At 71.9% G+C, this 22,575-nt stretch carries 15 protein-coding genes and 1 pseudogene; 10 read left to right on the top strand and 6 right to left on the bottom strand.

Annotated elements, in window-relative coordinates:
• Positions 1-20: 20 nt before the first annotated feature.
• Positions 21-290, top strand: a complete 270-nt coding sequence (locus MMF93_RS25695) for a hypothetical protein (RefSeq protein WP_242755191.1) — start codon at positions 21-23, stop codon at positions 288-290.
• A 289-nt stretch (positions 291-579) separates the two neighbouring features.
• Here MMF93_RS25695 and MMF93_RS25685 read toward each other — a convergent pair whose 3' ends face one another.
• From MMF93_RS25685 to MMF93_RS25670, 4 genes are all read right to left on the bottom strand, one after another.
• The gene (locus tag MMF93_RS25685) at positions 580-1,071 is read right to left on the bottom strand and encodes a phospholipase (RefSeq protein ID WP_242755189.1); all 492 of its coding nucleotides are present in this window, start codon (positions 1,069-1,071) and stop codon (positions 580-582) included.
• Positions 1,072-1,280: 209 nt separating this feature from the next.
• Entirely contained in the window at positions 1,281-1,832 is a 552-nt protein-coding gene (locus tag MMF93_RS25680) for a sigma-70 family RNA polymerase sigma factor (protein WP_242755188.1), read from the bottom strand.
• A gap of 391 nt (positions 1,833-2,223) precedes the next feature.
• A complete protein-coding gene (locus MMF93_RS25675) occupies positions 2,224-3,285 on the bottom strand; it encodes a hypothetical protein (RefSeq protein ID WP_242755187.1) in 1,062 nt (353 codons plus the stop codon).
• Positions 3,286-3,376: 91 nt separating this feature from the next.
• On the bottom strand, positions 3,377-4,228 hold the full coding sequence (locus MMF93_RS25670; protein WP_242755186.1) for a lytic transglycosylase domain-containing protein: 852 nt from the start codon (positions 4,226-4,228) through the stop codon (positions 3,377-3,379).
• A 940-nt stretch (positions 4,229-5,168) separates the two neighbouring features.
• Here MMF93_RS25670 and MMF93_RS25665 point away from each other — a divergent pair.
• From MMF93_RS25665 to MMF93_RS25630, 8 genes and pseudogenes are all read left to right on the top strand, one after another.
• On the top strand, positions 5,169-5,672 hold the full coding sequence (locus MMF93_RS25665; RefSeq protein WP_242755184.1) for a DUF6668 family protein: 504 nt from the start codon (positions 5,169-5,171) through the stop codon (positions 5,670-5,672).
• On the top strand, positions 5,669-5,971 hold the full coding sequence (locus tag MMF93_RS25660) for a hypothetical protein (protein ID WP_242755183.1): 303 nt from the start codon (positions 5,669-5,671) through the stop codon (positions 5,969-5,971). Before MMF93_RS25665 ends, MMF93_RS25660 begins: the two co-directional genes overlap by 4 nt.
• Positions 5,972-6,043: 72 nt before the next feature.
• Positions 6,044-6,322 carry a hypothetical protein gene (locus MMF93_RS25655; protein ID WP_242755182.1) on the top strand — a complete coding sequence of 93 codons (279 nt, stop codon included), beginning with the start codon at positions 6,044-6,046 and terminating at the stop codon, positions 6,320-6,322.
• A complete protein-coding gene (locus tag MMF93_RS25650) occupies positions 6,322-7,089 on the top strand; it encodes a DUF8175 domain-containg protein (RefSeq protein WP_242755180.1) in 768 nt (255 codons plus the stop codon). Before MMF93_RS25655 ends, MMF93_RS25650 begins: the two co-directional genes overlap by 1 nt.
• A gap of 1 nt (position 7,090) precedes the next feature.
• Positions 7,091-8,422 (top strand): hypothetical protein, encoded by a 1,332-nt coding sequence (locus tag MMF93_RS25645; RefSeq protein WP_242755178.1) that lies wholly within the window; start codon positions 7,091-7,093, stop codon positions 8,420-8,422.
• Positions 8,423-8,547: 125 nt separating this feature from the next.
• Positions 8,548-10,041, top strand: a complete 1,494-nt coding sequence (locus MMF93_RS25640) for an SCO6880 family protein (RefSeq protein WP_242755176.1) — start codon at positions 8,548-8,550, stop codon at positions 10,039-10,041.
• Between the two features lie 161 nt (positions 10,042-10,202).
• Positions 10,203-11,837, top strand: coding sequence for an ATP/GTP-binding protein (locus MMF93_RS25635; RefSeq protein ID WP_242757773.1), 1,635 nt, complete (start codon positions 10,203-10,205; stop codon positions 11,835-11,837).
• Positions 11,834-13,564, top strand: a pseudogene (locus MMF93_RS25630) (type IV secretory system conjugative DNA transfer family protein); the annotation flags it as partial. The gene MMF93_RS25635 and the pseudogene MMF93_RS25630, both read left to right, overlap by 4 nt.
• Before the next feature lie 465 nt (positions 13,565-14,029).
• Here the strand turns inward: MMF93_RS25630 and MMF93_RS25620 are convergent.
• Positions 14,030-15,256, bottom strand: coding sequence for a DUF418 domain-containing protein (locus tag MMF93_RS25620; RefSeq protein ID WP_242755173.1), 1,227 nt, complete (start codon positions 15,254-15,256; stop codon positions 14,030-14,032).
• 1,923 nt (positions 15,257-17,179) lie between these two features.
• On the opposite strand from MMF93_RS25620, the gene MMF93_RS25610 reads away from it, so the two are divergent.
• Positions 17,180-20,023 carry an AfsR/SARP family transcriptional regulator gene (locus tag MMF93_RS25610; RefSeq protein ID WP_242755170.1) on the top strand — a complete coding sequence of 948 codons (2,844 nt, stop codon included), beginning with the start codon at positions 17,180-17,182 and terminating at the stop codon, positions 20,021-20,023.
• 458 nt (positions 20,024-20,481) lie between these two features.
• Here the strand turns inward: MMF93_RS25610 and MMF93_RS25605 are convergent, their stop codons facing one another.
• Positions 20,482-22,455, bottom strand: a complete 1,974-nt coding sequence (locus tag MMF93_RS25605) for an RICIN domain-containing protein (RefSeq protein ID WP_242755167.1) — start codon at positions 22,453-22,455, stop codon at positions 20,482-20,484.
• Between the last annotated feature and the right edge of the window lie 120 nt (positions 22,456-22,575).

Below are 22,575 nucleotides of genomic sequence, written 5' to 3'. Positions count from 1 at the left end.
ATCGCCCTGCCGGGGCAGAGATGGGCGAAAGACCGGAGGTCGACGGACACTCGAAGAGCGAACACGCGACGATGCGTGAAGGCCGGTGGACGACGGACACCGAGTCCGAGCGCGGCCATGAGGGCCCGGCCCGCGGCCTAGAGGTCATCTACCAGAAGCTGCACGCGGCCCCCTGGCGCACTTGGTCCAACTTCACCAGGTTCGCGGGGTGCGCCTGCCCGCAGTCGCACCCCGTCGCGCGACGCCGGGCCCGGGCCCGCGGTACCCACCGTCGCTTCCGCCGTGCGTGACCCGGCGCGCGACCGTGTGGGAGTCGTCATGGCCGCGGAGGGGCCCCGCCTCCAACTGCGTCCGCTCGGCGGCGGCCGCGAGTGGGACGCGGACCCCGACCGGGTCCGGCTCCTCACGCACGCCGAGCTGCTGAGCGCCCGCGTCGCGGAGGTCAACGCCCGCAGTCGCGGGCGGCTGGAGAGGGGCGGGTTATCGGTGACACCGCCGCCCCACGCCGCGCGCTTCATCGACGCGCGTGCGCGAGGCGACGGCATATGAGTGCCCCTCAGGACACCCCCGTACGGTGGTTCAGGCGGCCGTCTCCGAGGCGGCCTCGTCCGCGCCCTTGAGACCGAAGATGTCGACCGCGTGGTAGTACGTCCACGCGGTCGAGTCGCAGGCGGTCTTCGTGGAGCCGGAGTAGCCGTTGCAGACGCGTTTGAGGTCCTCGTAGAAGGCCGAGTCGATACGGGACTTGTTGGCGTCGAAGAGGCCGGCCGCCTTGTAGTTGCGGTAGCCGAAGTCGTGGCGGGCGCAGGCGGTCTGGAAGGGGAAGCCGAAGGGGTTGTCGGGCGAGGAACTGCAGTAGTCCGTCGACCAGTCGAAGCCGTAGGCCGACCACTGGCCCTGGTTCTGACGGGCCGAGGCCCAGGCGTTGTAGCTGGAGACACTGGTCTGCGTCCAGGAGCTGAGGACCTGGAGCTTGTCGGCGGGAGCCGCCGAGGCGGAGCCCGCCGGAACGAGGGCGGCGGGGAGCGCAAGTGCGGCGGCGGCGACGGGGAGGGCGTAGCGGCGGCGCATGAGGACCTCCGAGGGAGCGGACCCGGGTGTCCCGCTGGATATGCGGGGCGCCACCATCGTGACGGACCCGTACGCCGAGCGACAGGTCAACTCGGCGTACTCCTGGCGGCTTTCACTCGCACGGGTCCCCATGCGGGCGCGCGCTCGCCACGTACCCCGCCTCCACCAGAGGGGAGACGGGGTACGTGGCGAGGCGCGGAGCCGGAGGCCTACCGCACGCCGGCCTCGGGCACTCCCAGCGCCTGCCGCAGGTTGCGCACCGCGTGGTAGAGCCGCGACTTCACCGTGCCGGGCGGTATGCCGAGCACGCGGGAGACCTCACGCGTCGAGCGTCCCGTGTAGTACGTCTCGTACAGCACCTCTCGGTGCGCAGGCGAAAGCGCCTGGAACGCCTTCACGAGCACCAGGGAGGAGAGCACGCGGTCGACATCATCGGTGTCGGCCAGCACGTCTTCCAGCCAGGCGGCGCCATCGACTTCCTTGGGGCGCGCGCTGCGCAGCCGGTAGTCGTCGATGACGAGGTTGCGGGCCACCCTGAACAGCCATGGGCGCAAGTCCTGACCGCGTCCGCCGACGAGTTGCTGGTTGCGCCAGCAGCGCAACAGCGTCTCCTGCACCACGTCCTCGGCCCTTTGGTGGTCACCCCCCAGCAGCTGCAGCACATAACCCTGTAACGGACGTGCGTGCTGTTCGTAGAGCGAGCGCGTCGCCCGTTCCTGGGCGCTGGTCGCGCCGTCCGACCCCAAGACGATCCAGCTCACCGGATGTATCCCCTCGATTCGAGCCGCCGGACACGGCGGACTGGCCTCGGGACTCGCGCGGCGGGCCCCCTCACGGAACCGAAAGTTTGGTGAGGGGAGATGCACATGCCTTTGACGACCGATTGCCTTGAGAACGGCGCACGGCAGCGCCCCACAAAAGGCATGAAAAGCCGCATCCCACAAAACCAGGTGCTTAATCTGCCTTACGAGGATTTAGATGCAGGCTCTGCGAGGGGAGTTCACGACAACTGGCGCCACTTCGTGTGACGCCCGTCACATAGACCTCTGAAAGAAGCTGCGTGCGCCAGCGTCCATCGGCGTCAATCCGATGTTGATGCTGCTGGTCAGCGGCGTACACCGGGCAGGAGAGCCGGATGAAAACCAGACCTGGTCAGGCGCCACCCCCCTGCGTCTCGGCGGCTCGCACCGTGCCGACGAATGCCTCCAGTCGACGCCGGACGCGACGCAACACCGCCATGTCCCGAGCTGTTGGACCCGACTCCGAGGAAAGCCGCGACCAGGCGGCGAGCAATTCGCGTCCGTAAGTACGCAGCGGTCGCGGATCGGTGAGCATGTGCCAGTTTCCGACCGCTCGCTCGAGATATCCGTGTGCGCGGGGGTCGCGCATGTCGTGACACAGCCGGGCGAGATCGAGGTAAATGGCCGTGGAACTCGTGTAGTCGCCGGCCAGGCAGGCGACATAGGCCTCCAAATCCCGGGCCTCCACCGTGTAGGGGTGCGCCTGCCCGTATGTGCGCACGGCGTGCTCCCGCATCCGGAACGCCAGCACCATGGCGCGCTGCGCCTCACCCCCGGCCGCCGCCCGGTTGATGTGCGCCACGGCGTCCTGGAGTTCCTCCGGAATCAGCGGCTGGGCGGGAGCGGGACCCGCCGGCTCCACACTCTGCTCCGACTCACCCTCGGGTTCGGGTGCGGGTGCGGGTTCGGGTACGGGTGTGGATACGGGTGTGAGTGCGGAGTCCACTTCGGCCGAGGGCCCGGGCACGGGCGCGGGCACGGGCACGGCCTCGACGTCGGGCTCCGCCTCGGAGGCGGGCCCGGACACAGGCGCGGCCTCGGGCGCAACCCCGGGCGGCACCGATGACGCCTCCCGCGGTCCCGGGTCGGCGTCCGGCTCCACGAGGTGACTCGACCCGTCCGGCGCGACCCTGACGTACGTCGCGTAGCCCTCACCCCGCATGTCGAAAATCGTCGCGTCGACCGGCTCGCCGCGCTCCTCGGCAGCGCGGTGCGCGGCGTCGAGCACGGCGACGTGTACCTCTTCCCCCTCCCCCACCGGCAGGCGCGCGCCGTTGAGGGACACGGCGCCGTCCTGGGCGATGAGGAACTCGAAACGTCCGGCGGCTGCCGACGTGTGCGTCCCGCCGGTGTCTTCCCGCACTGCCTCGGGGCGGTCGCCCCAAGACGCGGCACCGTCTCGCGTCGCCGCCACCGCTACACCGTCCCGTGGTGCCGCGTCATCGTCCGACTGCGCCGGCCGGTGCCCGAGGGATGTGTCGTCGGGGGTGCACAGCATGCGGTGCTCACTCTCCACTCTCTTCGGGGTCGGGCGAGGACGACCCGTCCGGGTCGGGCGGCGGCGACACGCTGGGATTCGAGGTCGAGGGGATGCTCTCCGAAGGGAAGTCGGAGGGCGCGACGGACCCGCCGATGCCCTCGAACCGGGGGAAGTTGGAACGGACCCCCGCCACGTAGCTCTGCGCCTCGGTGGTCGCGGGCACCGCCTTGGCTTTCTGTACCGCGTCCAGGCCGACCGCGTACGCCGCCAGCGTCAGGTCGAGCACGCTCTCACCGTCCAGGGCCTCGCCGCTGTCGACGAGCGGCTTGACCTTCTCGGCGAGGTCGCACATGTACCTGCCCTGGGCCATGATCGAGTCCTCGGGATCGGTCGCCTGGGTCTCGTCGTTGTCGTCCTCGTCCTCGCCGAACTCCTCGAACTTGTCCGGCGGAAGCTGCGAGATGCCCTCCTCGCCGTTGGGCCCGAGCATGTCCTTGTTGAAGGAGGACTCACGCTCGATCTGCGCCGCGATGACGACCGGGCCGATGACGTCGCAGATCCCGCCCGCCTCCTTGATGGTGTCCGCCAGGTCGTCGGGAACGGTGTTCTCGTCCAGGTCACCCTTTCCGTCGCCCTGGACCGACTCGGAGACCTCGTCGGTGTCGACGCCAGAGCCGTCATCAGGGCCGTCTCCCCCGCCGCCGAAGAACAGGATGATGGCGATGATCGGCGCGAAGAGGACGCCGAGCCCCCCGAAGATGATCAGCACGACGACGAGTCCAGCCGCCGCCACGGGCAACGACATGCACCCGCAGCCCAGGCTCGCCAGACCGATCATGGCCGCCTTACTGGAAGCTCCTCCGCCGTCCTCGCTCATGGGTGCACCTCCTTTCCCCACCTCTCCGCCGTACCGATCCCAGGCGGACTGCCAGGAACGGTGAACCACTTCCGCTGAAGTCCCGTTGTGCCTCTCCGACGGAGCACAACGCGCTGCACACCGAACGGGCGCGATGCCGAAACAGTTCAATCGACTTCGCGCCGACCGCTTCCGTCCGGGTCACGAGGGCGTGGCAGCACATGGAGTTCTTCAACGAGAGGAGGCTGGCCCCGCGATGAGCGTCCCCCCATCAGCGTCCGCCGGCCCGCACATGTGGGTGCGCGGACCGACCGCAGCCCCACCCGGTGGGGAGGCCCCCGATCGTGCCGGGTCGGACGAGTCGTCCGCGCGCCCGAACGCGGAGCAGTCCCCTCCGGCCGCTACGGCCGCACCGGTTGCGCAACCGCCCGCGCAGACTCCCCAACCGGCCCAGCCGGCCCAACCGGCCCAACCGGCCCCGCAGCCCCAAGCCGGCACGCAAGCCCAAGCCGGCACGCGGGCGCAGCACCCCGTGGCGGCTCCGCAGCAGTCGGCACCAGCGCAGCCCGCGCCGGCGGCACAGCAACCGGCGCCTGCACCCGCGTCTGCACCGGCACCGGCACCGGCACCACAACACCCGGCATCGGTCACAGCGCAGCCCGCACCGGCACCGCACCAACCGGCACCGGCTGCCCAGCAGCCCACACCGGCCCCGGAGCCGACGCCAGTCGCCCAGCAGCCCACGCCTGCACAGCAGCAACCGGCACCCGCGCCTGCGCCTTCGCCTGCACCGCAACAAGCGGCACCGGTCGCACAACAGTCGGCACCGCTAACCGAGCAGCCGGCACCGGCACCCGCACCCGCACCCGCACCCGCACCGGCGCCGCACCAACCGGCGCCGGCCGCACAGCGACCCGCACAGGTGTCGGTGCCGGGCGCTGTGCCGGCGGCGGTGCCGTCAGTGGCCGTCCCCGGGCAGTCGCCCGGGCACCCCGCACAGCATCAGGTCTCCGCACCCGGCGGCGCCCTGGTCAGCTGGGTCGGCGCACACGGTGGAGCGGGCACGAGCACGCTCGCCGAGGTCGTGGGCGGCAGCGATCTGGGACGCCACTGGCCCGATCCCTCCCAGGGCGATCCCGGGCGGGTGCTGCTGGTGGCGCGTACGCACGCGTCGGGTCTGCGTGCGGCGTCACGTGCCCTGGAGGCACTGCACACCGGGCAGCACCCGGAGGGTGTGGAACTGCTCGCCGTGGTTCTCGTGGCCGACGCGCCGGGCCGCCTGCCGCTCCACCTGCTCCAGCGGGTCCGCGTGCTGCGTTCGGTCGCGGAAGTGCGCCGGGTCCCCTGGGTTCCGGCGTGGCGCGGGGAGAAGCGGGCCGGTGCGCTGCCGAAGGGCGTCCGCTCCCTCGCCGCGTTGGCGGGGAGCCCGATCGACAAGCCCCTCAGGCATGAAGGAAAGCGATGAGCGTAGTGAGCCGCGTACTTGATCCCGCGTCAGCCGAACCGTTGATGCGGCTGGCCGAGGAGGACGCGCCGGGAAAGGCGGAAGCCGTAGAGGAGGCGTCGAAGATCCTCAGCTGGCTGGCCTACGGGGCCTCGGCGGCCGGGGTTCTCGGCATCATCATCGTCGGCACCCAACTGAGCCTTCAGCTGCGCCGGGGGGACATGGGCGAGGGCGCGACGTACGGCCGGGGGCTGTTCATCGTGCTGCTGGCCTCGGTCCTCGCCACGACCGCCGCTCCGCTCGTGCAGTGGTTCATCTGAGCACCCCCTGAAAACCGCCGGTCACCCCCGGCGTCGTCCCCTGTCAGCACACATCGACGTGAAGGAATACCCATGAAGGCGTCCACGCTCTACTACCACCTCGCCAACGTTCCCCAGCCGGAGGGGGAGGCTCCCGACGGGCTCGGGGACAAGGTCAACCAGATGCTCAACCTGGCTGCCTGGGCCGGCACCGCGGCCGGTGTCCTGGGCATCGTGATCACCGGCGCGATGATGGGCATCTCCCTCAAGCGCGGTGAGAGCTCCGAGCACATGAGCCGGCTCGGCATGGTGCTCGCCGGTTGCTGCCTCATCGCCACGGCTGGCCCATTCGCCAGCTGGATCTTCGAGTGATGTTCGGACGTAAGAAGCACCAGGCGGAGGAGCCCACGGATTTCTGGAAACAGCGCAGCTGGGTCTCCTCGGCGGTGTTCCTGGGTGCCGCACTCGTCATCGGCTCCGTCTCCTTCATCACAGGCGGAGCCGGCGGCGAGGCCGACGCCACGCCCTCCGAGGCCGTGAAGGGCCCGCTGTCCACCGACGGTTCGAAGGACAGCGGGCGCGGCAAGGGAGAGCGGCCGCGGGGGTGTCGTACACAGGACGGTGAGGACGTCACCCGGCCGACGTCGGCTCCGAAGGACCTGAAGTGGAAGAACCTGGACGGCGTCACGGTGCCGACCTCGGCGTCAGCGGGGCCCACCCGGTACAGCGGTCCTGTGTGGTGGTGCTACGCCCACACGCCGATGGGTGCGGTCATGGCGGCGCACAGCATTCTCACGCACATGAGCACCGCCGACTGGCGGACCGTGGCCGAGCAGCAGCTCGTGGCCGGAGAGGGGCGCGATGCCTTCGTCTCCCAGCGGTCCCGCCTCGGGCAGTCGCAGATGACGGGTGACGACGCCGGTGTTCCTTCGGGGTTCTTCGTCGGTTCCTTCACGAAGGACAAGACCCAGGTGCACCTCCTCATCAAGGGCGCCGGTGGTGGTCTGGGAGCGGCGACGGTGTCCATGCGGTGGAGCGGCGGCGACTGGAAAGTGAAGCCGGGCACGGACGGAAGCCTTTTCGCCACGTCGGACTCCGGCGTGAACAGTAATGGGTTCATCAAGTGGGGAGCTGCCTGACATGGCTGGTCCATGCAGTTCGGGGAATCCGTTCCTCGATGCCCTGAAGGGTTTCTTCGAGTTTCTGGGAGACCCCGTCGGGACCATCATGAAGGGCATCGGAGACCTCGTCATGAAGGCCGCTCTCAGCGCCTTCCAGGCGCTGAGCTCGAACATCCCCACCTTCGCGCCGGGTGCGTCGTCGCCGGTCCAGGGCGAGTTGCACTGGCTGGTCGTGTACGTGGCCATCGGCTCGCTCATCTTCGCCTGCATCAGAATGGCCGCCGAGCGGCAGGGAGAAGCGGGGCAGACCGCGCTGCGGGGCATGATACGGCTGATCGTCGTGGCCGGTGGTGGCACGACCATCGTGACCTCCGCCGCCGTTGTCGGCGACGGTTTCGCCAATCACCTGTACGGGTTGGCGATAGACGAGCAGATGATGAACTCGATGTGCACGTCGTCGAAGGACATCCCCGCCTTTCTGTACCTGATCCTCGCGTTCCTGATGCTCATCGCCGCCATCATCCACGGGATCATGCTGTACATCCGTCTCGCGGTCATGATCGTGCTGTTCGGGACGCTGCCGATGGCGGCCGCTGCCTCCATGAGCAACTGGGGCGGCGGCTGGTGGCGCAAGCACATCGGCTGGATGGTCGCCTGGCTGCTCTACAAACCCGCGGCCGCGCTCATCATGTATGCGGGAACCAAGATGCTCAGCGGCGACATGTCGGACGATCTCGCGGACGCCGGTGACAGAATTCATGTCAAGATCGCCGGTATCTGCGTGATGCTGCTGGCGGCCATCGCCCTGCCCGCCCTGCTGAAGCTGATCGTGCCCGCCACGGCCGCGCTGGGCGGCGGCAGCGCCTACAGCGGGGCGGTCACCGGCGCCGCGGGCGGCATCGCCTCCGGGGCCAAGTCGATCGCCACGTCCGGCCTCTCCAGCAAGAGCGACGGCGGATCGGGAGGCGGATCCGGGCCCTCCGGGTCCTCCGGCGGCGGTGGACAGGCCGGTTCCGGAGGCCGGGCAGGGCCTGCCGGCAGAGCCGGGGCGGCCGCTGCCTCCAGTGGCGGTGGCGGCTCGTCCGGTGGGGGCGGCTCGAACGGCTCGGGCCCGACCGGCAGCCGCGGCTCCCGGGGCGGCGGCTCCGAAGGCGGCGGCTCGGGCAGTGGAGGCGCCGGACGGGGCTCCGGCGGCGGACCCAGCGGTGCCGCACGAGGTGCGGGCGCGGCGGCAGGGCCGCTCGCTGCCGCGGCGGTGGCCGCGGAAGCCGCCAAGGGCCTCGCCAAGGGCACCGCGAACCTCGCCACCGGCTCGCTCGACGGCGACGGGAGAGCCGGCCACAACGAGTAGTCCCCCCCTCGGGGTGTGCGCGCCGGGCCAGGCAGTGCCCGGCGCGCACACCCCGCCAGTAACCCGCAGTCTCCTTCCCCCTCTCGCGAGGGGCACGGACCGAGGGACACGGAAGGAAGCAACGCATGTCAACCCACGCCGCGTCGAGCCCGACGTACGGGAACTGGCGCAGGCCGAGAAGGCCGGGGCTCGGCCCCTTCGGCATGATCGGTACCGCGGGCCTCTTCGGCGGGCTCGTCGTCACGCTGCTGGCCTCGTTGATCTCACTGGCGGCGGCGGCCGTCGTGCTGGTCCCGATGAGCATCGTGCTCGTACCGCTGCTGATCCGGACGCAGGACGGGCGCAACGCCTACCAGTTGCTCGCCCTGCGCATCGGCTGGATGCGCCGCAAGTCCAAGGGAGCGACCACCTACGTCTCCGGGCCGCTGTCGCGCCGTACGGGCGGGCGGTTCCAGCCGCCCGGGCTGCTGGGCCGGATGCAGATGCGCGAGGGCAGGGACGCCTACGACCGCGACTTCGGTGTCCTCTTCCACCGCAGCCGCAACTTCTACACCATCGTGCTGGCCTGTGAGCCCGACGGCGGTTCCCTGGTCGACGCGGACCAGGTGGACAACTGGGTGGCCGCGTGGGGCGGCTGGCTCTCCCGGCTCTCGCACGAGACAGGTCTGCGCGGGGCCTCCGTCATCGTCGAGACGGCGCCCGACTCGGGCACCCGGCTCGCGAACGAGGTACTGCCCCGCCTCGCCCCCGACGCCCCGCCCGCGGCCCGCGCCGTGATGGAGGAGGTCGTCGAACGGTATCCGCAGGCCTCCTCCGAGATGCACACCTACATCACCCTCACCTACGGGGTCCCGGCCGGGCAGAAGGTCAAGCACGACGAGCTGATCACCGAGATCGCCACCCGCATCCCCGGGCTGCTGTCCGGACTGGTCGGTGCGGGCGGCGGCGTCGCCTACCCGCTGTCGGCCGAGCGCATCGCCGAGGTCGTACGGGTGGCCTACGACCCGGCCGTCGCGGGCGAGGTCCTCGACCTGCGCGCCCGACACGGCGGCACCGGCCTGGAGTGGGACGACTCGGGCCCCGCGGCCTGCTACGAGGACGTCGGCTCCTACCAGCACGACTCGGGGGTCTCCCGGACCTGGATGCTCACCCTCGCCCCCCGCGGCACGGTGCGCGCCAACGTACTGCGGGGCCTGCTGGAGCCATCGCCCGGCACCCGGCGCAAGCGGGTCGCGCTGCTCTACCGGCCCATCGACCCCGCCACCTCGGCGCGGATCGTGGAGGCCGACCGGCGCGCGGCACAGTTCATGGCCACCTCGGGCCGGGGCATGGTCCAGGCGCGGGCCGCCACCGAGGTGCGCGCGGCAGAGCAGACGGCGCAGGAGGAGGCGACCGGTGCGGGCCTGGTGGAGTTCTCGCTGATGCTGACCGTCACCGTCGACGACGAGGACGAACTGGCCGACGCCAGCGCGTCCATGCGCAACCTCCAGGGAGCGGCACGGCTGTCGATGCGCCCGGCCGACCGCATGCAGGCCGCGGCCTTCAGCTGCACCCTCCCCACCGGGATCCTCCCCTGGGAGCTCACCCTGGTGCCGCGCGACCTGCGGGAGATGCTGTGAGTCCGCGCGCGAGGAACCAGCAGCGCGCCGAGGCGCCTCTCGGCGCGCGACAGCCCGGTGGCAAGAGCCGGGGAAAGCAGCAGAAGAAGACGCCGCCGCCGCGGGAGCGGATAGCACCGTCGCGTGGCTGGCCGGGTCCGGGTGGGGGCCAGGTCGGCGGCATGGACCCGCCCACGATGTGGCGGGCGACGACCGTGCAGGCGTGCGGTCTGTGGCCGTTCGCGGCCGGCTCCGGCGCCCCGATGTCCGGAGTCCCACTGGGGCAGCACCTGCACACCGGTGCGACGGTGTGCGGCGACCCGCTCTCCTGGTTCACCAGGGCGCGCTACATCTCCAACCCGTCGCTGTTCATGCTCGGCATGCCGGGCCTGGGCAAGTCGACGCTGGTCAACCGCATGCTGATCGGGCTGTCCGCCACGGGCGTGGTGCCGCTGGTGCTCGGCGACCTCAAGCCCGACTACGCGGACACCGTGCGGGCCCTGGGCGGTCAGGTCATCTCCATCGGCCGGGGCACGGGCGGCATCAACCTGCTCGACCCGGGCGCCATGGGCGCGGTCGCCGCCAGGATCGGCGGCAAGGCCGGTGAGGCGCTGAAGGCCGAGGCACACGGCCGGGTGCTCAACATGGTCGCCGCGCTGATCGGCATCGTCCGCGGCCGTCCCATGGACGACCACGAACAGGCCGTGGTCTCCGCCGTGCTGCACCATCTGCGCGAGCGCCTTCCCCCAGGCCGTGCCCCGCTGCTGCCGGACATGCTCAGGGTGCTGAGCGAGGGCCCCGACCGGATCCGTGCCGTGACGCTGGATCGCGGGGACGAGGCGCGGTACCGCGACGCGGTCGACCCGCTGCACCGTTCGCTGCTGGGCATTCTCGACGGACCCCTCGGCGACACCTTCGCCTCGGAGACCTCGACCAGGGTCGACCTGCACGCGCCCGCGGTGTGCATCGACATCTCCCGCATCGGTGAGGCGGACACCCAACTGACCGCCGCGGCGATGCTGGCCGCCTGGTCCGACGGCCTCGGCTCGGTCGCGGCGTCCCACGCCCTGGCCGACGAGGGCCTCACCCCGCGGCGCTGGTTCTTCACCGTGCTCGACGAGCTGTGGCGGCCACTGCGCGCCGCCTCCGGCATCGTCGACCGCATCGACGCGCTCACCCGCCTCAACCGCACGCTCGGCATGGGCGACGCGAAGATCACGCACACGCTCAAGGACGCGGAGGCGCTGGGCACCGATGCCGACCGGGCCAAGGCGCGCGGCTTCGTCGAGCGCGCCGGCATGGTCGTGTGCGCGGGACTGCCGCGGGCGGAGATGGAGGAGCTGGGCAAGATCGTCGGGCTCTCCCAGCGGGAGATCGAACTGGTCTCCTCCTGGTCCTCGCCGCCGGGCTGGGCCGTGACCGGCGACCGCGAGGAGCCGCCGGGCCGTGGCCGCTTCCTGATCAAGGTGGGCGGCCGGCCCGGACTCCCCATCAAGGTCGCCATCACCGACACCGAACGCCGACTGCACGACACCAACATCCGCTGGGTGCAGAACGACGCCGTCCCCGAGCAGCAGGCCGAGTCCGCATACGAGGCCGGGGCCGCATACGAAGGTGGGGCCGCATACGAGGGTGGGGCAGGCGTCGAGCAGGTGCCGACCGCCGGTCCTGCTCCCGGGGGTGAAGCGGCCCCGGTCAACGGAGCGTCCCCCGTCAACGGAACGGCCCCCGTCAACGGGCCGATCGTCAACGGCCCGGCCCCGGTGGGCGGGCCTGCACCCGTCAGCGGAGCGGATCCCGACAGGAGGACCGCATGAGCGGAAGAGGCGGAACCGAGTACTGGCCCTGGGCCATCGTCGGGGTCGTGGCCCTGGCCCTGATGACGTCGGGAGGCGTCTGGTTCGGCGGGACGTTGGGCGCCGCGCTGCTCAGCGGCGCGGGCTGGCACCCGCCGGCCTTCTCCCCCGTGCTGCCGGCCTCCCTTCTCACCCACGGCCCGAAGGAACTGTGGCCCGACGCGGCGCCGTGGGCGGTGTGGACCGGGATCTGCCTGGTGTTCGGCACGTTCGCCGTGCTGGTGGCCCTCGCCGTGCGGAAGGTGCTGGGCGGCACCACGGGGTCCTCCCGGACGAAGGGGCTGGCGGGGGCCAAGGAGCTGGCCGCGATGTGCCCCCGGGGCATCGCGGCTCGCGCCCGCGAACTGCGCCCCTCCCTCAAGGGCCAGGACCAGCTGCACCCGGACGAGACGGGCAACCTGCTCGGGGATCTGGAGCCCAAAGGCCCCGAGCTGCGCTCCTCCTTCGAGGACGTGGAACTCGACCTGATGGCGCCGCGCGCCGGCAAGTCCACCGGGATCGCCGTCCCCCGGGTGCTGCGGGCACGCGGCGCCGTGCTGCTGACGTCCAACAAGTCGGACGTCTACGCCGTCACCCGGGCCGCACGCGAACAGACCGGCGTCGTGTGGACGTTCGACCCGCAGGGCATCGCCCACGTCCCACGCGCCATGTGGTGGGACATGCTGGCCGACTGCGACACCATCGAGGGCGCCCGGAGGCTGGCAGGCCACTTCGTCGCCTCCGTCAACGACGACGCCTCCAAGAAGGACTTCTGGATCTCGGCGGCCCAGAACACCCTCACGGCGCTGTTCCTCGCCGCGGCGCGGGGCGGGGCCTCGGTCACCGAACTGCTCGGCTGGCTCGCGGACCCGGCCGACCGCACCCCCGTCGACCTGCTGCGGGACGCCGACATGACCGCCATGGCCGACCAGCTCCAAGGCACGGTGCGCGGCGCGGCCGAGACCCGGGACAGCATCTACGAGACCGCCAGGCAGTGCGTCGCCTGCCTGCTCGACCCCGAGATCGCCGCCTGGGTCACGCCCGACCCCGCACTACCGGAGTTCCGGCCGCACGAGCACGTACTCGGCCGCGACACCCTCTACCTGCTCTCCAAGGACGGCGGAGGCTCCGCCGCCGGCGTCATCGCCGGACTCGCCGACGCCACCCTGCGCGCCGGAGTGATCGCCGCCGAGCGCATGGGCGGCCGCCTCGACCCCCCGATGACCGCCGTGCTGGACGAGGCCGCCAACGTCTGCCGCATCTCCGACCTCCCCGACCTCTACAGCCACCTGGGCTCCCGCGGCATCAACGTCGTCACGCTGTTGCAGAGCTACCGCCAGGGCGCACGGGTGTGGGGAGAAGCCGGCATGGACGCGCTCTGGAGCGCCGCCACCATCAAGCTGCTGGGCGCCGGACTCGACGACGCCGACTTCGTCGACAAGGTCTCCAAACTCGTCGGCCAGCACGACGTGAAGACCTCCTCCTACTCCAAGAGCAGCGACGGGGGCTCCCGTTCGGTCTCCTACCGGCTCGACCCGATCCTGCCCCCGGACAAGATCCGCGCCCTGCCCAAGGGCCGGGCCCTGCTGCTGGCCACCGGCGTGAAGCCCGCACTCATCCGGCTCCGCCCCTGGTACAAGGAGCCCAACGCGGCGGTCATCTCGGCAGCCGCCAAGGCCGAGACGGAGGCCATCACGGAACGGGCGGCACGGGCGTGGGCCCGGCACACGGGGGACCAAGCCGTGCCGGCCGGCATGGGCATCGGTGTCGAACACAGCGGCCACCCGGAAGACATGCCGTACCCGGGTGACGTGCCGTACCCGAGTGGCGCGCCGTACCCGAGTGGCGCGCCGTACCCGAGTGGCGCGCCGTATCCGGGTGACGCGCCGTACCCGGCTCACGCGCCGTACCCGGGTGGCGCGCCGTACCCGGGTGCCCCCGCGTATCCGGCGGAGACCGCGCACGCCGGGTACGCCACGTTCCAGGAGGGTCCGCCCTGGCCGGAGAACGGGGATCACACGGACGGCGCCCCGCACACCGACCACGGAGGACAGCCGCAGAACGCCCCGGCGCCCGGCCTTCCCGACGACGGGTTCAGGTGGACCCGGGAAGCGACGTCCTAGCGGCCTTCTGAGAAGCCGTCCCGGCGAAGGTGCCGGCCCGGCCGGCCGGGATCAGGTCCTGCGCCCCCGTGTCACGGTGTGCAGGACCCACTCGACCGGCCCACAGCGGAAGCGCCGCACCAGCCACGCGCTGAGCGCCAGTTGCCCGGCGCAGAGAACGAAACAGCCGGCCAGTACGGGCACCAGTCCTACACGTCCGTACAAGGCGAAACCGTAGCCGGTGAAGACCAGCGCCATCACAAGCGACTGCGTCAAGTAGTTGGTGAGCGCCACCCGGCCGGCGGCGGCCAGTACCTCGGCCGTTCGCCGGCCGTGGCGGGTACGCAGCAACAGCAGCAGCCCGCAGCCGTAGGCCACCGCCAGGACCGGAGCGGCGAACACCCCGACGGCCGCGCCGACACCGCTCCAGCGCGCGTCCAGCGGCCCGTTGTGGCACATCGCCGTCACCACACCGCCGATCAGGCCTGCCGGCAGCCCGTAGACGACCACCCGCCGGGCCAGGCCTCGGTACCGGTCGAACTCCGCGAGCACCCGCCGCTCACCCGCGGCCAGCCCCATCAGGAAGGCCGCCAGTATGTGCGGCATGTAGAGCAGGTCCCCGGCGAGCAGCTCGCGCCACTGCCGCAGATTGGCGTGTACGACGGACGCCGGATCACCCCGGTAGTCCGCTACGGCCCCGGCGGTATCAGCGGCGGCGCCGGCGCCCGGCGCGGTGGTGACGTAAGTGAGCACTCCCTTCCCGAGCAGCAGGACACCGAGGCAGACGAGGAGCACGACAGCGGCGCGAACGGCCACCAGCGGCGCGGCGCCACGCATCGCGAACAGCACGAATCCCAGCACCGCGTACGTCATCAGGATGTCGCCAGGGAACAACAGCACGGCGTGCGCCAGCCCCAGGCACCACAAGCACAGCAGCCGGCGCAGCGTCCGCCCCGCGAATCCGGCTCCCTCCCGCTCGGCCGAGCGGGCCTGAAGGGTGAAGCTGTACCCGAACAGGAAGGCGAAGAGCAGGTAGAACTTACTGCTCACCAGCGCGGTGACGAGCCAGGCGGCAACCCTCTCCCCGACCGCCCCGGAAGCCTCCTGGCCCACGTACGGGCCCGCCATCGTCTGGACGTTGACCAGCAGGATGCCGAGCAGCGCGAAGCCGCGCAGCGCATCCACGTCCCGGATGCGCCGCGCCTGCGCGGATGTGGCGGCCACCAACGGCGCCCCCGCCTCGCGCACGGGCACCGCCGTACGGCCTCGGCCTCCTCGGTCACTTCTCTGTGTGCGCATCGGGAGTCACCACGGGGCGCACACCGGAGGGGTTCAACCGCGACGCTCCGACTACATGCTCCGGCCCCTCGGCCTCTGTTGCGGGGTCTGGGCCGGCCGCACCGCGGGTGCACGGGACGGCGCATCGGACCGGGACGTCGAAGAGCCGGGCCCCCGCGGCTCGCTGCGGGACAGGTGGTCTGCGACGGACTGCATGTCCACGTTGGAGCCGGCAGCGGGCGAGGTGGGTCGCGCTGACGTACTCATGGGGCTCACGGGCCTGCTCAGGGGGCTCACGGGTCTGCTCAGGGGGCTCACGGGTCTGCTCATGGGGCTCGGCGGCCTGCTGGCGGGATCCACCGGGCTCACAGGCCTGCTCACCGGATCCACCCGACTCTCGGAGCCGGCCGGAGAGGACAGCTCGCGCCCGGCGGGGGAAGCGCTCCGGGCGTGCGCCGGCGCGGCCTCGGGCGTGTCCAGCGGGACCACGCGCGGAACCTCGGGCCCCTTCTCCGGTACGGGCGGCGGCTTGCCCCCGGCGGGGCCTCCCCTGGGTGAGGCGACGAGGCGGGACAGCGCCTGGGTGGCGGCGTTCTCGGGGCGGGGGCCCGGGGCCTGGCCAGGAGCGTTGCCGGACGGTTGGGGAAGGTTGGGCGGTGCGGTCATGCGGGCACCGACGGCCGCGGTGGACAGGCTGCGCGTGGCGGTGTCCGTCTCGGTCGCGCGCCTCTGAGCGTTGCCCGGTTTCGCCGTCCGCCAGGGGGTGAGCCTGGACAGCCAGGAACGCGCGGGTGGCGGCGGGCCGGCGCTCTTCGCCTCGGCCTTGGCCACCTCAGAGAGCGACTTGTTGAAGGGCAACAGGTGGTCCCGCGCCGCCACCCTGTAACGGGTCTTGTTCTCCATCAACTGGTGTACGAGGCGCCGGACTTCCTGCTTGCGGACGTCCTTGTCATCGAGACTCATGTACGCGGCGAGCCCCGGATGGGCCTCCGGCTGCTGCTTCCTGAGCCTTCGACGGTCCGGCTGCTGCGGCGGGGGCGCGAAGGCCCACGCCGGAGGCGGCGGTGCGAACCCGTCTCCTTGCGGGGCGAATCCCGGTGCCGGAGGTGCGAACCCCGGTGCCGGAGGTGCGAACCCCGGTGCCGGAGGTGCGAACCCCGGTGCCGGAGGTGCGAACCCCGGTGCTTGAGGCGGGTAGCCGGGGGCGGGAGTGAAGCCCCATGCCTGAGGTGGGTAGCCGGGCCCCGGGGCGAGGTCCGGGTGAGGCGGCGCGAAGCCTGGTGGCGCCATCGGCGGCTGCGGGCCCATCCCTTCGGGGCCCCGCTGCGGCGTCGGCGCGTACGCAGCCTGCTGAGGGGCCCACTGCGTGGGCGGGCCCTGTTGGAAGTCCTGTCCCGCGTCGACGTCGGCCGCGGGCTGTGGACGCCTGCGGTTCCTCGTGAGGCGACGCCAGATGCCGCTGAGGAAACGCAGCATCTCATCCGCAACGTCGTCCCCGGCCTGGCCGGCCGAACCCTGCGGCGCGCGCTGCGCAGCGGCGCCCGGAGGAGGCGCCCCCTGCCTTCTCCGCTGCCGCCTGTTCGCCCTCAGTTCCTCGTCGAGCAACTGCCGCGCAAGCCGCTTGGGCCTGATGCGGCGTGAACCGGGTTCAGGCATAGGGGCGTCCTCCGTGTCGTCGACGACCGGTACTCAAGGACCTCACGGATCGTCCGCGCGTTCGGTTCAGTTCGGGCCGTTGGCCGTGCGCCGTGAGGCGGTGAACCGGCGAAGCGCCTCGCCCACGGCGTCCGGCACAGATGTCGATCGTGTTGCGTCCCGAAGTCCGGGCGGAAACGACTCGGCGAGAAGTAGACCTGGGTGGTTCCGGATCGTCCGCCTCTCGGTAGAGTCGAACTCGTGAACGCGAGCCATACGAACTCCCTGCGCATAGCTGTTTTAGGACCCGTGCGAGCATGGTGTGGGGAGAAGGAGCTGGCCCTCGGGTCACCACAGCAACGAGCGGTGCTGACGGCGCTGCTGCTGCGCCGAGGGCGCCCCGCATCCATCGACGAACTCATCGACGCCCTGTGGGGCGAGGAGCCGCCGGCGGGAGCCGTCACGGTTCTGCGGACGTACGTCTCCCGGCTGCGCAAGGTGCTGGAGCCGGGGCGCGAGGCGGGCCAGGCCCCACGGTTGATCGTGTCCTCCGCGGACGGCTACCTCGTACGCCTTCCCCAGGACTGTCTCGATCTCGACCTGTTCGAGCGAAGAGTGGCCGAAGCCAAGAAGCTCCGCACCGCGGGCTCCCTCAGTGCCGCGGACGAACTGCTGCATGCGGCACTGGAGTTGTGGGACGGCAAGCCGCTGGCCGGGCTGCCGGGGCCGCTGGCCGTGGCGGAACGGTACCGGCTCGAAGAGCAGTGGCTGAGCGCGTCGGAGACCCATCTGGACATCGGCCTGGCACTGGGGCGCCATGAGGAGGTGGCCGCCGCACTGACCACGCTGACGGCGGGGAACCCGCTGCGCGAGCGGCTCCACGAGTTGCTCATGCTGGCGCTGTACAGGGCGGGTCGGCAGGCCGAGGCCCTGGCGGCCTTCCGCGACGTCCGCTCGATGCTGGCCTCCGAGCTGGGCGTCGAGCCCGGCGCCGCGCTGATGGACCTGCACACCCGCATGCTGTCCGGCGACCCCTCGCTGCGCGCGCCCGCGCCGCCGCAGGCACCCGCCCCCGACCCGGCTGCCGCTGCGGACCCTCCCCCCGTGCCTGCCGCCGCCCGGCCCGCGCAACTTCCCGCCGACCTTCCGGTCTTCACTGGACGGGAGCACGAACTCGCACAGACCCACGCCTTGCTGCCGGCCGGCGGCGAACACCCCAACGCGGTGGTGATCAGCGCGATCGGCGGTATGGCCGGTGTCGGCAAGACCACCCTGGCCGTGCACTGGGCACACGAGATCGCACACCGCTTCCCCGACGGGCAGCTCTACGTCAACCTGCGCGGTTTCGACCCGACCGGCACGGCCATGCCGCCGGACGAGGCCACCCACACCTTCCTCGACGCGCTCGGCGTGCCTCCGGGACAGATGCCGGGGCGCCCGGAGGCACGCACGGCGCTGTACCGCAGTCTGCTCGCCGACCGCCGGGTCCTGCTGCTGCTGGACAACGCCCGCGACACCGAGCAGGTCAGACCCCTGCTGCCCGCGGGCCCCGGCTGCCTGGCCATCGTCACCAGCCGCAACCAGCTCACCGGCCTCATCGCCAACGACGGCGCGCGCCCGTTGACCCTCAGTCCGCTCCCGCCCGCCGACGCGCGGGACTTCCTGGCCCGAAGGATCGGTGCCGCCCGGCTCGCGGCGGAACCCGAGGCGGCGGACGAGATCATCTCCAGTTGCGCTCGGCTGCCGCTGGCGCTGGCCATCGTCGCAGCCCGTGCCGCCACCCATCCCAGCTTCCCGCTGTACGCCGTCGCCGAGGAGCTGCGCGACAGCCACGGCAGCCTCGACGCCTTCGCCGGCGGCGACATCAGCACCGACGTGCGCGCGGTCTTCTCCTGGTCGTACCAGGCCCTCTCGGCGCCGGCCGCGCGACTGTTCGAGTTGCTGGCCGCCGCCCCCGGCCCGGACATCTCCGCGCCCGCCGCGGCCGCCCTGGCGGGGCTCAGCCGCCGCGAGACCCGCGGCCTGCTCGCCGAACTCACCCACGCCCACCTGCTCACCGAGCACTTCCCCGGCCGCTACGCCTTCCACGACCTGCTGCGGGTCTACGCCGCCGAACAGGCCGGCAGCGAGGAGACGGCACCGGATCGCGAGCAGGCGGTCGAACGCGTCCTCACCTGGTACCTGCACACCGCCGACGCCGCCTCCCGGTTCCTCACCCCGCACCGCCCGCCGGTACCGCTCGTCCCGCTGCTCTCCGACAACGAGCCGCTGAAGTTCACCACCTACGATCAGGCACTCAACTGGTGCTCGGCCGAACGCGCCAACCTCGTCGCCGCGATCGCCCACGCCGCCGGGGCCCGGACGGACGTCGCCTGGCGGCTCACCGCCGCATTGTGGGGCTTCTTCTACCTGCGCAGCCATACGAGCGACTGGCTGACCACCAACCGGCTGAGCCTGGCGGCCGCGCGCCGAGCCGGGGACCGGAGAGGCGAGGCCGAAAGCCTCACAGGCGTGGCCAACGCCCTCGCCATCGGCAGCAACCTGGACGAGGCCATCGACTACTACCACCGGGCACTGCCCCGCTGGAGAGAGCTCGGCGACGAGCTGGGCGCCTCCCGCATCATCGGCAACCTGGGGGACGTCTGCCTGCGAGCAGGGCGGTACGAAGAGGCGCTGGAACACCTGCAACAGGCACTGGAGATCGACCGCGCCGTCGGCCACGGGTGGGGCGAGGGAATCTGCCTGAACAACCTGGGCGAGGCCCACCTGCGACTCGGACGGCTCGACGAGGCCCGCACCTACCTGGAAGCGGCACTGGTCGTCCAACGCGCCACCGACAACACCTGGGTCGAGGGCATCTCCCTGGACTTCCTCGGTACCGTGCACCACCAGCTCCACCACCACGACGAGGCCATCTCCCACTACTGCCAGGCGCTCACCAAGCATCAGGCCGTCGGCAACCGCTGGGGCGAGGCCCAGACCATCGACCACCTCGGCGACGTGCACCTGGCGGGCGACAACCCCGATGCCGCCCGCACGCACTGGAGCCGTGCGCTGAAACTGCTGGAGGAGTTCAACCACCCGGACGCGGAGGACATCCGCGAGAAGCTCGGCAAGCTGGAAGACCCCCCTCGGCATGCGCCGCGCGCCTGACATGACTGAGAAGCGGTGCGTTCCACTGCACTCGTCACCCGGCCTGGACAGGAGACTCGGTCACGGGGCCGGCGCAGTCGGTCATCGCGATCCGAGCAGTCGCCTCACCTGGTCCCCCGCCCCCGTCGCCCGAAGTGACCCCTCGGCCCCCGGCGTTGGGCCTGAGGCGGCGGAGACGGCGACCGGGAGCCCCGCTCCGGGTCCCTCGACCGGCCTGGGTCGCCTCGGTTCGAAGGAGTTGTCACGACGCCCTCCCCGCATGGTCGATGAGTTCCACACCTTTCTCACGGGACAGAAGGCCGATCGGTTCACCCTCACCGTGGTCGCGTCACCATGCCGCGACGGCCTCGGATCGTGGTGCACCGCGCCCGTGTGGCCCTCTGGTGATGCTGGTGACCAACACGTGTGCGGGTGCAAGCCGGGCACCGGCACCGGCCCGCTGCCGCCGGTGCCGCCGCTCACGGCTTGCGGAAGCTCCACTGGTGGTCGTCGGCGTCGTCGCAGCCGAAGATCAGCAGGGGTGAGTGCGGCTTCTCGCCCTCGCCCGCCACGTCGAGGCACAGGTGGCCGCTCTCGTGGTTGCGGATCCAGTACGTGCCGTTGGAGCGCTTGTCGAACCACCACAGCTGGTTGTCGTTCTTGGCGCGGCAGTGGTACTCGGTCACCGGCGACCTGGCCGCCTTGGGGCCGAAGCCGGCCAGGTCCAGGCAGAGGTCGTCCTTGACGTTGCGGATCAGGTAGAGGTCGGCCTTCCCCGGTCCTCCGTCCTTCTTCTTGAGATCCAGCTCCCACCGCTGGTTGCCGCCGAGCGCCGCGTGGGTCGTGTCGCACGCGCCCTGCTGGACCCGGCCGTCCGGCTTGCCCTTGCCGGTGCCGGGCAGATCCAGACACATATCGGTCTTCCGGTTGACGACCATGGTGACCCCCGACGGAATACCGGAGCCGCCGGACGCCTTCTTCGTGTCCTTCTTGTCGTCCCCGCCCGAGGACTCCTCGTCCGACGAGTCGGAGTCCTCCTCGTCGTCCTTGGGCTTCGAGGGCTTCGAGTCCCCGAGCTTCGGCTTGTCGCTGGGGTCGTCCTTGCCGGACGCCGAGGGGGAGCCGGAAGGTGACGGCGGCGGTGAGGGGCGCACCGCGCCGCCCGGGCCGCGTGTGACCTCGTCCTTCGGTCCGTCGGCCAGGGTCTTCTCGCCCTTGCCGCCCTCTTCCTCGCCACTGCTGGCACCGGCCAGCGCCAGCGGCGTGGTCACCAGCGCCACCACGGCGACGGCCGAGGCCGCGACCACCCAGGGCTTCTTGAGCAGGCTGGTGGGCACGAACTCGACGTCCGAACCACGGGGCCCGCGCGCGGTCATGCCGCCACCGATGCCGTTGTTCCCGCCTCCGGCGCCGGACGCGCGTCCGAGCAGGGCGGGGCGCGGCAGAGAAGGCAGCGAAGGGCGCGGGATCGACGGCAGCGCGGTGCGCCGCTTGGCCGGGCCCTCCTGGGGCGGAGGGCCCGGCTGTCCGCCGCCGACAGGCGTCCCGCCCGCCACGGCCGGCGTACCCTCCCCGACGGCAACCGGTCCGGCTCCGGCAGCCGAACCGGCCCCGGATGCGGGGCCGTTGCCTGCGACCTGGCCTTCCCCGGCAACCGGGCCGTTGCCGACGACCGGGCCGTCCCCAGCGACCGGGCCGTTGCAAACGACCGGACCGTCCCCGGCGACCGGTCCGGCTCCGGCTCCGGCAGCCGCCGTACCGGCAGCGGCCGCCACGTCAGGTGCTGCGAACGACCCGCCGCCCGGGACGGGATCGGGTCCCGCGACCGTCCCTGAGCCCTCGGCCGCCTGGGGGTTCACGGGCGCGCCTGGGCCCGCAGCCGCGGGCCCGGCAGCCGGCTCGGGTGCTGCCGGAGATCGGTCCGCTTCCACCGCCGGGATGACCGCGGTGGCCGTCTCGTCCTCGGCGCCCGCGCCACCGCCCAGGTCCGGCGTGCCGTCTCCGGGCACCGGATGGGTGCCATCGGCCACGGGGCCGGTCCCCGGGGCGCGCCCCGCCGCGCTATCTGCCGCGAGGGCGGCCCCGCCGGCCACGGCGTCGGCCCCACCATCCACGGCGTCGGTCCCGCCGGCCACGGCGTCGGCCCGCGCGCCGGCGCCGCCCGCGTCGCCAGGCTGTGGGCCGGCGAGTCGGCTGGAGCCGTCGGGGTCGACCTCGACGTGCACCGTCGAGTCGGTGGCGGGGTTGGCGATGACCGCGGTGACGGGGGTGTTGCGCAGCCGCGCGTACCCGTGCAGCGTGTCGAGGATGGCGGTGTCGAGCGGCTGGTCACCGATGACCGGCACCTGCTCGCCGTCGATCGAGGCGGCACCGGCACCGTCGATGACCACCTCGAAGGGGGCCGGCTGCTCGGGCGGCGCGCCGGACGCCCGTGCCTCTCCGTCCTCGCTCATGTGCACCACTCCCTGACGTTTCGGCTTGCGAGGGAAGAACTCGGCGGTGGTAACGGCGCGTTGTGCGTATCGGTTCACAGCTGTGCCGATCGCCGACCGCCTCGCAGTGCCGCACGCGTC

Origin of the sequence: Streptomyces tubbatahanensis, from assembly GCF_022699385.1 — a bacterium.
GTDB classification, from domain to species: domain Bacteria; phylum Actinomycetota; class Actinomycetes; order Streptomycetales; family Streptomycetaceae; genus Streptomyces; species Streptomyces diacarni.
The sequence above is the reverse complement of the archived record's forward strand: the minus strand, read 5'-3'. Positions and strand labels throughout refer to the sequence as shown.